This window comes from Variovorax sp. Root473 (assembly GCF_001426505.1).
In the GTDB taxonomy this organism is placed as follows: Bacteria; Pseudomonadota; Gammaproteobacteria; order Burkholderiales; family Burkholderiaceae_C; genus Variovorax.
This window is the reverse complement of record NZ_LMEV01000016.1, coordinates 231,294-244,605: the sequence shown is the minus strand read 5'-3', so window position 1 is coordinate 244,605 and position 13,312 is coordinate 231,294. Positions and strand designations below refer to the sequence as shown.

At 66.9% G+C, this 13,312-nt stretch carries 12 protein-coding genes; 3 read left to right on the top strand and 9 right to left on the bottom strand.

Features of this window, described 5'->3' with window-relative positions:
* From ASD34_RS27885 to ASD34_RS12445, 6 genes are all read right to left on the bottom strand, one after another.
* A partial coding sequence (locus ASD34_RS27885) for an Hpt domain-containing protein (protein WP_200937578.1) occupies positions 1-3,105 on the bottom strand: 3,105 nt, incomplete at its 3' end.
* Positions 3,106-3,136: 31 nt separating this feature from the next.
* On the bottom strand, positions 3,137-5,464 hold the full coding sequence (locus tag ASD34_RS12465; RefSeq protein WP_056577770.1) for a methyl-accepting chemotaxis protein: 2,328 nt from the start codon (positions 5,462-5,464) through the stop codon (positions 3,137-3,139).
* Between the two features lie 42 nt (positions 5,465-5,506).
* Complete coding sequence (locus ASD34_RS12460; RefSeq protein WP_056577769.1) at positions 5,507-6,040, bottom strand: chemotaxis protein CheW; 534 nt, start codon at positions 6,038-6,040, stop codon at positions 5,507-5,509.
* 19 nt (positions 6,041-6,059) lie between these two features.
* The gene (locus tag ASD34_RS12455; RefSeq protein ID WP_056577767.1) at positions 6,060-6,425 is read right to left on the bottom strand and encodes a response regulator; all 366 of its coding nucleotides are present in this window, start codon (positions 6,423-6,425) and stop codon (positions 6,060-6,062) included.
* A complete protein-coding gene (locus tag ASD34_RS12450; RefSeq protein ID WP_021012487.1) occupies positions 6,425-6,823 on the bottom strand; it encodes a response regulator in 399 nt (132 codons plus the stop codon). Before ASD34_RS12450 ends, ASD34_RS12455 begins: the two co-directional genes overlap by 1 nt.
* A gap of 81 nt (positions 6,824-6,904) precedes the next feature.
* The gene (locus ASD34_RS12445; protein WP_007838397.1) at positions 6,905-7,075 is read right to left on the bottom strand and encodes a rubredoxin; all 171 of its coding nucleotides are present in this window, start codon (positions 7,073-7,075) and stop codon (positions 6,905-6,907) included.
* A 111-nt stretch (positions 7,076-7,186) separates the two neighbouring features.
* On the opposite strand from ASD34_RS12445, the gene thiD reads away from it, so the two are divergent.
* The 3 genes from thiD to ASD34_RS12430 all read left to right on the top strand — a co-directional run bounded on the left by thiD (position 7,187) and on the right by ASD34_RS12430 (position 10,110).
* The gene (thiD, locus tag ASD34_RS12440; protein ID WP_056577765.1) at positions 7,187-8,152 is read left to right on the top strand and encodes a bifunctional hydroxymethylpyrimidine kinase/phosphomethylpyrimidine kinase; all 966 of its coding nucleotides are present in this window, start codon (positions 7,187-7,189) and stop codon (positions 8,150-8,152) included.
* Entirely contained in the window at positions 8,152-9,432 is a 1,281-nt protein-coding gene (gene hemL, locus ASD34_RS12435; RefSeq protein WP_056577763.1) for a glutamate-1-semialdehyde 2,1-aminomutase, read from the top strand. The genes thiD and hemL overlap by 1 nt, the downstream gene beginning before the upstream one ends.
* Positions 9,433-9,633: 201 nt before the next feature.
* The gene (locus ASD34_RS12430; RefSeq protein ID WP_056577761.1) at positions 9,634-10,110 is read left to right on the top strand and encodes a hypothetical protein; all 477 of its coding nucleotides are present in this window, start codon (positions 9,634-9,636) and stop codon (positions 10,108-10,110) included.
* 71 nt (positions 10,111-10,181) lie between these two features.
* Here the strand turns inward: ASD34_RS12430 and purH are convergent, their stop codons facing one another.
* Genes purH through dusB form a run of 3 tightly spaced genes read right to left on the bottom strand, consistent with a single transcriptional unit; the run spans position 10,182 to position 13,132 of the window.
* The gene (gene purH, locus ASD34_RS12425) at positions 10,182-11,789 is read right to left on the bottom strand and encodes a bifunctional phosphoribosylaminoimidazolecarboxamide formyltransferase/IMP cyclohydrolase (RefSeq protein ID WP_056577758.1); all 1,608 of its coding nucleotides are present in this window, start codon (positions 11,787-11,789) and stop codon (positions 10,182-10,184) included.
* A 16-nt stretch (positions 11,790-11,805) separates the two neighbouring features.
* Positions 11,806-12,042, bottom strand: a complete 237-nt coding sequence (locus ASD34_RS12420) for a Fis family transcriptional regulator (protein WP_056577757.1) — start codon at positions 12,040-12,042, stop codon at positions 11,806-11,808.
* Between the two features lie 31 nt (positions 12,043-12,073).
* Positions 12,074-13,132 carry a tRNA dihydrouridine synthase DusB gene (gene dusB / locus ASD34_RS12415; protein WP_056577754.1) on the bottom strand — a complete coding sequence of 353 codons (1,059 nt, stop codon included), beginning with the start codon at positions 13,130-13,132 and terminating at the stop codon, positions 12,074-12,076.
* Between the last annotated feature and the right edge of the window lie 180 nt (positions 13,133-13,312).

Genomic DNA, 13,312 nt, shown 5'->3' with positions numbered 1-13,312 from the left:
CTCGGGCTCGGGCTCGGGCTCGGGCTCGGGCTCGGGCTCGGGCTCGGGCTCGGGCTCGGGCTCCGCCACGGGTTCCGGTTCGGCCACGGCGGCCGCGGGCAGCTCTTCGACGACGGGGGCCTCGGCCTCGGGTGCGGCTTCGATGGCCGCTTCGACGGGTTCCGGCTCCGGCTGCGGTTCGACCGGCACGTTCAGCGCCGACAGTTCTTCGGCGACTTCGAAGACCTCAACAGCTGCCACCGCCTCGGCGGCAGGTTCTGCGGCGGCCAATGGCAGCGGCTCGGGCGCCCATTCGAGGTCGGGCAGACCCGACGCGGTCGGCATCGCTGCTTCGATTTCCAGGGCCGGCTCGGGCTCGGCGTGCGACACGACCGGCTCGGCCGGTGCAAGCGTCTTTGGCGGCGCGAGAAAATCGAAATCGTCGCCGCTGGGCAGCGCTTCGAGCGGTGCGGACGCTGTGCTCTGCTTGCCTTCAAAGTCGAGGAAGTCGGTGGAGGCGAAATCGTCGTCGGGCTCGGGTGTGACAGGTTCGGGGGATGCGTGTTGTTCGTGCTGTGCGTCTTGCGCCTGCTGCCACTCGGAGAAGTCCAATGTTGCATCGGGCGTTGCGGCATCTTGCGGCGTCAGCGACAGGTCGGGCAGCTCAGGCAGTTCCGGCAGCGCGAGCGACGCCGACTCGGCGGCGATGTGACGCGCGGCCACGGCCAGCGCTTCGGCATCGGCCACGCGCACCGGTGCAGGCACGGGCTCGCCGGCCAGCAGCGCATTGGCCACGCGGCTGAACGGCGCCGATTGCCAGGTGCCCGCATCGCCGGCGGCGATGGCTTCGACCCACTGGCTGAAATCGCCCAGCATGCGCTCGGTGCTCGACAGCAGCTCGGGCGTGGCGTCGCGCTGATCGGCCAGCCAGGTGTTGAGCACCTGCTCGAGCGACCAGGCGGCGTCGCCGAAGTCGGTGAGGCCGACCATGCGCGAGCTGCCCTTGAGCGTGTGGAACGCGCGGCGCAGGATGGTGAGTTCCTCGGTGTCGCCGGGACGGCTGCCGAGCGCGGCGATGGCGGCCAGGCCATTGCCCACCACTTCGCGGGCTTCGTCCAGGAAGATGTTCTGCAGGTCGTCTTCTTCGAGCTCGGTGACCTCGGTGTCGGGCAGCGCCGAAGGGCCGGTGATCTTGGTGGTCCAGCTCTCGGCCTTGCGGCTGAATTCCTCCAGCGGCGACGGCTTGGTCTTGCGGTTGGGCGTGGCGAGCGCGGCGAGCTTGGAGGCGATCTGCGCGTCGACTTCCTCGATGCTGAGCACGGGCTCGGCGGCCGGTGCGGCAGCGCCTTCGGCCGGGGCCGCGGTATCGATGGCCTGGCGGCCCATCAGCGGCTTGAGTTCGCCGGCTTCGGCATCGAACACGAACAGGCGCTTGGCCAGTGCGGGCTGGTAACCCAGCATGTCGATGAGGAAACCGAGCGCGCCCAGGTTGTTGCCGAGCGCGTCGAAGGTGGCCATTTCCTCGACGGGCGAGCGGTTGGCCTGCAGCATCTGCTCGACGTCGTCGCGCATGCGCTGCACGGTGTGCGCGGCCTGTTCGAGCCCCAGCACCGAGAACACACCGCGCATCTGCATGAGCTGGGTGGGCACGGTGCGCAGCAGCGGCTTTTCAGCCGGTCGGCGGAAATACTGGTCGAGCGATTTCTCGAGTTCGCTCAGGTGGCTGCGCAGCTCGTCGACCACGGTGCCCATGGTCTGGCGGTCGCTGACACGGCGGTACAGGTCCTCCATCCACGGCTCGAGCGGCTCGGAACGGCCGCCGTCGCGCACACGCTCGATGCGGCCGGCCAGCTGCAGCGTGCGGGCCGTGAGTTGCGGGTCGCTGGGGTCGAGGTCTTCGAGCGCGGCTTCGAGGTACAGCACCGAGGTGGCGACTTCCATCGCCAGTTCGGTGTTGGGCGGCTGCCCGGAGCGCACCGAGGCGTCCACGGCATGCGTCAGCGCCTGCACCATGGGCTGGCTCGGTGGATGCAGTTTCAGCAGCGATTCGCCGAGCTGCGCGAAGGTGTCGGCCACCTGCCGCGTTCGCGTGATGTCGCCGCCCGAGAGCGCCGACCACATTTCCTTGGCGGTCTCGATGCGCTTGCGCGCCTGCGAGAGCACGAGCGGATCGAAGCGGCCGAACTGCACCACGGTGTAGTCGACGCGCGGTTCTTGCGTCACGCCCCAGGCGCTGCGTACGGTGCGCAGCGTGGCGGCGTCGTCCTGCGCGGCGGGCACCGCCTGGGCGCAGAAAAAGAGGAGGTCCTGGCCGAGGCGGTCGGACACCACGCTGTCGCCGCGCGCCAGCGTGGCGTACTGCAGCAGCACGCGCGAGGCCGCGCGCTTGACGTAGGTGTCGAAGGGAATCAGGCCCAGCGCGAGGGCTTCAAAGAAGCCTGCGGCCAGCGTCCAGAAACTGGCGACGCGCGGCAGCAGCGCACCGCGACCGAGCCCCAGGCACAGCGCATGCAGCCGGCGCGCGGCCTGCGGATCGCTGCTCTTGACCAGCTGCAGCACCTCGCGGTCGAGCCGCGACCGCACGGCCGGGTCGTAGGCCAGCGCCGCCTGCGTGAGCGCGGGCTTGACCTCGACCCAGCGCCACGCGGTGCTCCAGAGGTCCGCCGGGTGGACGCGCTCATTGCCCACCAGCTCCAGCACGTCGCGGTACTGCGGAAACAGCGCCACCGACGACACGGACTTGCCGGCCAGCAGCGCGCTGAGGAAATCGGTGACGGCAAAGCCGGCACGCTCGATCTTGTGCACGGCACTGTCGGTGCAGCGCTGCGGCTCGGCGATGAAGCCTTGCACCGCAAACTCGATGGTACCGAGCACCAAGGCGGGCGAACTGTGGCCGACCATCTGCAGCGCGCCGACGGTCTGGTGCAGTTGCTGGCGGGCCATCTGCAGCGGGCCGCTCTCGGGCTCCGTGGCACTGCCCACGTCGCGCACGAAACGCCGCAGCGACTTGCCGACACCGTCGAGGGATTTCTGGATTTCTCCCAGCACCCAGGCCAACGGCCCGAGGTCTTCGGTGGCCGGCGTGTTGCCGGCGAGGGGGGCCGTGGCAGGGGTTTGAATCGACACGTGGTTGCTCGCCGTTCTTATCTATCTGTTGTCAGGCAATCTTGAAACGAGCCACGGAGCGGCGCAGCTCTTCGGCCATCTGCGAGAGCTCGCGCACCTGCTGAGCCGTGGTCCGCGTGCCTTCGCCGGTCTGTTCCGTCACCGCAAAAATGTGCTGGATGTTGGCGGCCACCACGTTGGCCGAATCGGCCTCGCGGGAAGCGGACTGCGAAATCTGCTCGATGAGGTCTGCGAGTCGGCGCGACACGCGGTCGATCTCGGACAGCGCAGTACCCGCGTTGTCGGACAGCTTGGCCCCTTCGACCACACCCTGCGTGGAACGCTCCATGGCGCCCACCGCATCCTGCGTATCGGTCTGAATCGCCTTCACCAGCGCCGAGATCTGGCGCGTGGCGTCTGCGGAGCGTTCGGCCAGTCGCTGAACTTCTTCCGCCACCACCGAGAAGCCGCGGCCGGCTTCACCGGCGGATGCCGCTTGAATGGCGGCGTTCAGGGCCAGCACGTTCGTCTGTTCTGTAATGTCCGAGATCAGCTCGGTGATTTCGCCAATCTCCTGCGACGATTCGCCCAGGCGCTTGATCCGCTTGGAGGTTTCCTGGATCTGGTCGCGGATGGAGTTCATACCGCCGATGGCGTTCTGCACGGCCTGCAGGCCCGACGATGCGGCTTGCAGCGACTGGCGCGCCACCGTGGCGGACTCTTGCGCTTGCGAGGACACGCCGTTGATTCGCTCGGCCATGGTCAGCACCGACTGGCCGGTTTCGCGAATTTCGCGCAGCTGTTCGGTCGAGGCGGCGAGCAGTTCGGTCGAGGTGTTTTCCACCTGCGACGTCGTCTGCGCCACGCGGGTTGCCGTGTTCTGCACGTTGCCCACCAGCAAGCGCAGTTCTTCCACCGTGTAGTTCACCGAGTCGGCGATGGCGCCGGTGATGTCCTCGGTCACGGTCGCTTCCTGCGTCAGGTCGCCTTCGGCCACCGTTTGCAGTTCGTTCATCAGGCGAAGAATGGCGGCCTGGTTGGCGTTGTTCACGCGGCCGGCCTCTTCGGAGGCCTGCTCGGCAGCCAGACGCTCGCGTTCGGCGACGGCGGCACGTTCGCGGCCTTCGCGCACCTGCACGAAACCGATGGCGCCAGCCAGGGCCAGGGCGGCCAGTGACAGCACGAACAGCAGCACGATGGTGCCGGCACCCAGTCCGGTGCGGGCCGAGAGCTTCTCTTGCAGCTCGCCCAGCGACTTACGCAGCGGCTCGCTGTCGGTCAGGATGGACGCCTGCGCTTCGCGCGCGGCCACCAGGCCCTGCAGGTTGCCCAGAATGGCCGACGCCTGCGTGCGCATCTGCTCGTAGGTCTTCAGGATGGCTTCGAGCTGCTGGCGCGTCTGCGGGTCTTTGGAGCCGGGGAAGCGCTGCTGCGCGTTGCCGTCGAGCAGGCCACGGGTGGTTTCCTGGAAGGTGTTCAGGTCCTTGCCCAGCAGGAACACGGCGTCGGGGTTCACACCCTCGACCGTGAAGAACTCGTTGGTCGACTTGCCGATGCGCTGCGTCAGCATCACGAGCTGGCCGGCGGCCGAGATTTCAGGCAGCGTGGCGTTCTGCTGCATCTTCAGCGACGCGACGGTTTCCGTCATTTCGAGCAGCGTGGACGATTGCTGGTTGATATCGCGCAAGGCGGCGCCCACCTGCGTCAGGATCTGGCGCTGGGCCAGCACGGCCTTGGCGCTGGTGTCGGCGCGTGCGACCAGGGGATTGATCTTGTTCATCTCCTCGTCGTACTGGTTGCCCACGGCTTCCAGGCGCAAGGCGTCGTCGCCGTTGGTCAGGCCCTGCACGCGGCGCGAGAGGTCGTCGGCGCTGTCCTTCACTTCGACGAACGCCGAGGCGCTGCCGACGAGGGCCTGCGAGATCGACTTGGCCAGGCGTTGCGACTGCATCAGCGACTGGCCGGTGGCGGCCACCTGCTGCGCCAGGCGTTCCGCGCGAAGGATGGCGGAGCCGGCCACCAGCAACAGCGCCAGCACCACGATGGCCAGCATGATGGCCAGCACGCGCTGCTGCTTGGCGGGGTTGGCGCCCATGCCGCCCGCGGCGGGGGCCAGCGGGGCCGCTTCGAGTGTGGCCGCGTTGGCGGCCTCGACGGACGCCGCATCGCCCACGTCGATGCCACCGAAGCCGGTGTCGGTCACGGCGGCAGACGCCGAAACGCCGTCGCCCTTCTTGGCGAGGCGAATCGTTTTTTCGTCCGGAACCTGAACCGTGTCGACATCGTCGAGCGATATCGCACCGGAGCCGTCGACGCGGGCCTTGTCGTTCCCGTTGTTCGCGGGGAGTAATTTCTTGAACTTGTCGGCGATCGAGCTCACGGTCGGTCCTTCAGGTGGTTGCCAGTGCCATGTGCCGAAGCACTACGCACCAATACTCAAAAACTGGGGTTGCTGGGAAAGCGCCTGCAGGTTGACTTCCTGCCAGCGCTCCCCTGCCGCGTCGGTGTACAGATGCCCGTGCCAGGCAGGTGCGTCTGCGCCGGGGGCCTCGGCGGCCGTGAAGGCCTCCGCGCCCCGCAACCCCGCCAGTCGATCGACCAGCAATGCGCAGTTGACTTCGAGCAGCTCGTTGAATGCCACGAGCCGCGATTGGATGCGTGCCGCTTCGGTCGCGGCGGGCGCGCCCGGCGCACCGGACGCAAACGCCGACAGCTGCACGACGCCGTACAGGCCGCCGCGCAGGTTGGCGACGCCGAGAAACCAGGGCTCCGTGTAGGGCACGGGCTGGGGCGGCGTCCAGGGAAAGATTTCGCCGGCGTGCGCGAGCGGAAAGAGGTACTTGCCCTCGCCCGCCTCGACCGCCAGCCAGCTCGCGGCCACGCCCGTGGTGCGCGCGGCCTGGAGGCGGCTCGCAAGACGGGACTGGAAGGCGCGGAGCGCGTCGCGATTCGCCATGGAGTGCGCAGGTTCCCGGTCAGGCGAGTGCGCTGATCTTGGACATCAGGTCGGCCGCGTTGACCGGCTTCACGATGTAGTCGCGTGCGCCCTGGCGCATGCCCCAGACACGATCGGTTTCCTGGTTCTTGCTGGTGCACAGGATGATCGGGATGGTCGCGTACTTCGGGTCGCGGGCGATGGCGCGCGTGAGCTGGAAGCCGTTCTGGCCGGGCATGACCACATCCATGAGGATCAGGTCGGGGTGGTCTTCCTCGAGGCGGCGCATCGCGTCGTCGGCGTTTTCAGCCGTCTTCACGGAGAAACCGTTCTTCTGGAGGAGGTCGGTCAGGAACACCAGTTCCGTCTTGGAGTCGTCGACGACGAGGATTTTTCGAATGGGCATTACTGCACTTCCTGTTGAACAATGCCAAACTGCTGCACGGCCTGCAGCAGCTGGTCTTTGGTGAAAGGCTTGGTGAGATAGTCCTGGGACCCGACCATGCGGCCGCGGGCCTTGTCGAACACACCGTCTTTCGAAGACAGCATGACGACCGGGACATTGGAGAAATGCGCGTTGCGCTTGATGATGGCGCAGGTCTGATAGCCGTCGAGGCGAGGCATCAAGATGTCGCAGAAAATCAGGTGAGGCTTGTGGTCGTTAACCTTGGAGAGCGCGTCGAAGCCGTCTTCCGCGAGAAGAACCTCGTGCCCACCCTGCTTCAGAAAAATCTCGGCACTGCGCCGGATGGTGTTGCTGTCATCGATGACCAGCACCTTGTAACCAGATCCATTCGGGCCCATTGCAAACGCTCCTGCTCATGAGACTTGGATGCCCGCCGCGCCGAACATCGACGCAGATCGCGTAGCCCTATGCCATGCTTGTCAGATCTCAACCATTTCGAAGTCTTCCTTGCGCGCACCGCACTCAGGACAGGTCCAGTTCATCGGCACATCGGCCCAGGCCGTGCCTGCCGCGATGCCGTCTTCCGGTACACCAACCGCTTCGTCATAGATCCACCCACAAATCAGGCACATCCAAGTTTTCGTGTTCATCGGAGCTTAAAGTCCTTGTTCATTAAATGCAACGAGTGTATCTATGCGTATCTCACTGGCAGACGGTAAACGTCGCGCCTATGCCACCATCCAGGGGATTTCGCTAGGCGTATGACCATCTACTTACATCCAGACGAGAACGCCCGTAACCCGGGCAATCTTAACGACCCCCCGCAGGACGACGAGGCGCTGAGCGAACGCGACCTGAATCCCCCCTGCGTGCTGGTGTTCAATGCCAGCGATCCGAGCGGCGCGGGCGGCCTGGGCGCCGACGCGCTGGCCATGGGATCGGTGGGCGCTCACATCCTGCCGGTGGTGACGGGCGCCTACGCGCGCGACACGGCCGAGATCTTCGACCACTTCGCCTTCGAGGAAGAGGCCGTGGCCGAGCAGGCGCGCTCCATCCTCGAAGACGTCGAGGTCCAGCTGATCAAGGTGGGCTTTGCCGGCACCCCCGAGGCGCTGAGCACCATCGCCGAGACCGCCGCCGACTACCCGGACGTGCCCGTGGTGGCCTATATGCCCAACCTGTCGTGGTGGGACGAGAACCTCATCGAGGCCTATCTGGACGCTTTCCGCGACCTCGTGCTGCCCCAGACCACGGTGTTGGTTGGAAACCACAGCACCCTGTGGCGCTGGCTGCTGCCCGACTGGAGCGGCGAGCGCCCGCCCGGCGCGCGCGACATCGCCAAGGCCGCCGGCGAGTTCGGCGTGCCCTACACCCTGGTCACCGGCATGGTTCTGCCCGACCAGTTCATCGACAACGTGCTGGCCTCGCCGCAGTCGGTGCTGGCCAGCGAGAAGTACGAACGGCTCGAAGCCGTCTTCGCCGGCGCCGGCGACACGCTCTCGGCCGCGCTCGCCGCCCTGCTCGCCAGCGGCACCGACCTCGTGGCCGCCACGACCGAAGCGCTCGCTTACATGGACCGGTGCCTCGACGCGGGCTTTCGCCCCGGCATGGGCCACGTGCTGCCCGACCGCCTGTTCTGGGCCGAGCCCGAGGACGACGAAGACGATGACGACGCGCCCGACACCCCCCCTGATTTCGCTTTACCTCCGCACGACACGCGACACTGATGACTGACCAGAACGACCTTCTTTTCGAGCGCGCCCGCGCCGTGATCCCCGGCGGCGTGAACTCGCCCGTGCGCGCCTTCAAGGCCGTCGGCGGCACGCCCCGTTTCATCCAGCGCGCGCAAGGCGCCTATTTCTGGGACGCCAACGACCAGCGCTACATCGACTACATCGGCTCCTGGGGCCCGATGATCCTGGGCCACGGCCACCCCGCCGTGGTCGAGGCGGTGCAAAAGGCCGTGCTCGAAGGCTTCTCGTACGGCGCGCCGACCGAGCGCGAGATCGAACTGGCCGAAGCCATCCTGGCCCTGGTGCCGTCGATGGAGATGGTGCGCCTCGTGAGTTCGGGCACCGAAGCCGCCATGAGCGCGCTGCGCCTGGCGCGCGGCGCCACCGGCCGCAAGACCATCGTCAAGTTCGAAGGCTGCTACCACGGCCACGCCGACGCGCTGCTCGTGAAGGCCGGCTCGGGCCTGGCCACCTTCGGCAACCCGACCTCGGCCGGCGTGCCGCCCGAGGTGGTGCAGCACACGCTGGTGCTCGAGTACAACAACCTGCAGCAACTCGAAGAAGCCTTCGCGCTGCACAGCAAGGACATCGCCTGCCTGATGATCGAGGCGATCGCCGGCAACATGAACTTCGTGCGCGCCACGCCCGCTTTCGCCAAGCGCTGCCGCGAGTTGTGCACGCAGCACGGCGCGCTGCTGATCTTCGACGAGGTGATGACGGGCTTCCGTGTCGGCCTGCACGGCGCGCAAGGCGTGCTGGGCATCACGCCCGACCTCACGGTGCTCGGCAAGGTGATCGGCGGCGGCATGCCGCTGGCGGCCTTCGGCGGCCCGCGCGCCATCATGGAACAGCTCGCGCCGCTGGGCCCGGTCTACCAGGCCGGCACGCTGTCGGGCAACCCGGTGGCCACCGCCTGCGGCCTGGCCACGCTGAAGGAAATCTCGAAGCCCGGGTTCTACGAAGCGCTGGCGAAGAAGACCCGCACGCTGGTCGACGGCCTGAAAGCCGCAGCGGCCGCCGAGGGCCAGCCCTTCAACGCCGACAGCGAAGGCGGCATGTTCGGCTTCTTCCTCATGAACGAGTTGCCGCAGAACTACGCGACGGTGATGACCACCGACAACGCGCAGTTCAACGCGCTGTTCCACGGCCTGCTCGATCGCGGCGTGTACATCGCGCCGGCACTCTACGAAGCAGGCTTCGTGAGCGCCGCGCACAGCGAGGACGACATCGCGGCCACCATCGCGGCGGCACGCGACATCTTCAGCAAGCGCTGACGCGCGCGCGCCTGAACGCTGAAGACGCGCCACGGCGCTGACATGCAAGAAGGGGCGTGCGCTGTCACGGCTTTCGCCATCGCGCCGTGTATATTGCGCCGGCGCTCACAGGCCTCTTCCTCGTGCGCCATAGCAAGGGAAGCCGTCATCGCAGCCGCCATCGAAGCCGCGAGACAGACCAGTTTTCAGGACGCCCCGCCCATGACCCCCTTGCGCATGCTGCCGCTTCTCAGTGCCCTTCTTCTGCCGGGCCTCGCGCTGGCGCAGTCCTTCGAGCCGAAGAACATCTGGGTCAACCCCGGCTTCTACTCGGCCCACTTCGACAGCGGCAAGGGCCTGGAAAACGCCAACCCGGGCCTGGGCTTCGAATACCCGCTGAACGATACCTACCGCGTCACGGCCGGCACCTTCCACAACAGCAACCGGCGCCAGTCGCACTACGTCGGCCTGTACATCCTGCCCTTCGAGTTCTACGGCGTGAAGTTCGGCGCGGTGGTGGGCGGCTTCGACGGCTACCCCGACTACCGCAACGGCAACTGGTTCCCCGCGATCATCCCGACGGCCGCCATCGAGGGCAAGAACTGGGGCCTGAACATCGCCTACGTGCCGACGATCAAAAACCGGTTGTACGGCGCGATCAGCTTCCAGCTCAAGTACCGCTTCGGCACGCACGAGTAGCGGCCACAAAAAAGCCAGGGCCGCGCGAGCGACCCTGGCCTTGTTCGAGCAGGCCCCGCAGGGCCGCAAGCTCAGTGGCGGAAGTGGCGCACGCCCGAGAACACCATCACCACGCCACGCTCGTCGGCAGCGTCAATCACTTCCTGGTCGCGCATCGAGCCGCCCGGCTGGATGACGCAGCCCGCGCCCGCATCCACCACCACGTCCAGGCCGTCGCGGAACGGGAAGAAGGCATCGCTCGCCACCGCCGTGTCCTTGAGCGACAGGCCCGCGTGCTCGGCCTTGATGCTGGCGATGCGCGCGGAGTCGAGCCGGCTCATCTGGCCGGCGCCCACGCCCATCGTCATGCCGTCGGCGCAGAACACGATCGCGTTGCTCTTGACGTACTTCGCGACCTTCCAGGCGAACAGCAGGTCTTGCAACTGCTGGGGCGTGGGCTGCTTCTTGCTGACCACCTTGAGGTCGGCCAGTGCCAGCTCGTGGTTGTCGGCGGTCTGGATCAAGAGGCCCGAGCCGACGCGCTTGACGTCCATCGCGTTGCGGCCGTTGTCCCAGTCGGTGGCACCCCCCTTGGGCAGCGAGATCTCGAGCACGCGCACGTTGAGCTTGGCCTTGGTGGCCTGGAACACTTCGAGCGCCTCGGGCGTGTAGCCCGGCGCCATCAGCACTTCGACGAACTGCTTGTTGACGGCCTGTGCGGTGGCCAGGTCGACCGGACGGTTGAAGGCAATGATGCCGCCGAAGGCCGAGGTCGGATCGGTCTTGAAGGCCTTGCTGTAGGCCTCGAGTGCATCTTTGCCCACGGCCACGCCGCAGGGATTGGCGTGCTTCACGATCACGCAGGCGGGCTCGTCGAAGCTCTTCACGCATTCCCACGCCGCATCGGCGTCGGCGATGTTGTTGTAGCTGAGCTCCTTGCCCTGCAGCTGCCTGGCCGACACGAGCGAACCGGGCGCCGGGTACAGGTCGCGGTAGAACGCGGCCTGCTGGTGCGGGTTCTCGCCGTAGCGCAGGTCCTGCACCTTCACGAAGCGGCCGTTGCTCTGCGCCGGAAACAGCGAGCGCGTGGGCGCGCTCTGGCCGATGCTGGCGTCGAAGTCGATGGCCGAGAGGTAGTCGCTGATGGCGCCGTCGTAGTCGGCAATGCGGTTGAACGCGGCCACCGAGAACGCGAACTTGGTCTTGTCGCTGAGCTTGCCGTCGGCCTTGAGCTCGGCCAGCGCCACGGCGTACTGCGAAGCGTCGGTGAGCACGCCCACGTCCTTCCAGTTCTTGGCCGCGCTGCGCACCATGGCCGGGCCGCCGATGTCGATGTTCTCGATCGCGTCTTCGAGCGTGCAGCCGGGCTTGGCCACGGTGGCTTCGAACGGGTACAGGTTGACCACCAGCAGGTCGATGGTGTCGATGCCGTGTTCCTGGATGGCCGCGACGTGCGCGGGCAGGTCGCGGCGTGCCAGCAGGCCGCCGTGGATCTTCGGGTGCAGCGTCTTCACGCGGCCGTCGAGCATTTCGGGAAAGCCGGTGTGGTCGGCAACTTCGGTCACCGGCAGGCCGGCGTCGGCCAGCAGCTTGGCGGTGCCGCCGGTGGACAGCAGCTTGACGCCCAAGCCATGCAGGGCTTGCGCGAATTCGAGGATGCCGGTCTTGTCGGAAACGGAAAGGAGTGCGGTCTGAGCCATGGGATATGCCGTGGAGTTATTTCAAAAGTTTGTGCTCGACCAATTTCTTGCGGAGCGTGTTGCGGTTCAGGCCCAGCCATTGGGCGGCCCGGGACTGGTTGCCTTCGGCGCGCGTCATGACGACGTCGAGCAGGGGTTTCTCGACCACGCGCACGAGCATCTCGTACATGCCGTCGGGTTCGGTGCCCCGCAGATCGCGAAAGTAGCTGTCCAGACTGCTGCGCACGCAGTCCTCGATGTGTTTCTTGCTCATTGCTTGCTTCTTCTCTTTTTCTCTTCTTCTCTCAATCGACGGCGCAGGCCGCCTCCTCTTCCCCCGACGGCTCCTCGTCTGCCGGTGGATCAGGCATGCGGTCCATGCGGTCCGCAAGCCCCTGGAAATAGTCGCCGACCGCACGCAGCTGTCCGGCGCAGTCTTCGATGGCGTTCATCCGTGCGCGAAACGCCTCGCCGTCGGGCAGCGCGCGCACATACCAGCCGATGTGCTTGCGCGCCGTGCGCACGCCGCTGAACTCGCCGTACAGCGCGTAGTGCGCCACCAGGTGGTCGAGCAGCAGCCGGCGCACCTCCGCCACCAGCGGCGGCGCCAGGTGGGTGCCGGTGTCCAGGAAATGCGTGATCTCGCGGAAGATCCAGGGCCGGCCCTGCGCGGCGCGGCCGATCATGACGGCGTCGGCGCGCGTGGCCGCGAGCACGTCGCGTGCCTTCTCGGGCGAGCGGATGTCGCCGTTGGCCACCACCGGCACGCGCACCGCGGCCTTCACGGCGGCGATGGTGTCGTACTCGGCGTGGCCCTTGTAGCCCTGCTCGCGCGTGCGGCCATGCACGGTGAGCATCTGCACGCCGGCCGATTCGAAGTCGCGTGCGAGCTTCACTGCGTTGCGGTGGTCTTCGCTCCAGCCGGTGCGCATCTTCAGCGTGACCGGCACGTTGAAGGGTTGCGCCGCATCGACCACGGCCTGCACGATTTCGAGGGCCAGCGGCTCATCGCGCATGAGTGCCGAGCCGGCCCACTTGTTGCAGACCTTCTTGGCCGGGCAGCCCATGTTGATGTCGATGATCTGCGCGCCGCGCTCGATGTTGTAGACCGTGGCCTCGGCCATCATGGCCGCGTCGGTGCCGGCGATCTGCACCGCGATGGGGCCCGGCTCGCCGTCGTGGTTGGCGCGCCGCGAGGTCTTCAGCGTGTTCCACAGGTCCTTGCGCGAGGTGACCATCTCGCTGACCGCATAGCCCGCGCCGAGTTCGCGGCACAGCATGCGGAAGGGCCTGTCCGTCACGCCGGCCATGGGCGCGACGAACAGCCGGTTTTCCAGCGTGTGGGTGCCGATCTGCAAGGTCATGGGAGGGTGTTCTGTGCGCGCCGGCTGCTGAAAAATGAGGCACGATTGTAGCCACGTGGCATTTCAGCGACTGAAACGATTTGCGCCTTTTTGCGCTGGCGACACAGGCGTAAACACCAGTATTTCGCGGGGCCTTCTCCCACGCGTCGGCGACGAGAGCGCTGCCTATACTTCGCCGAC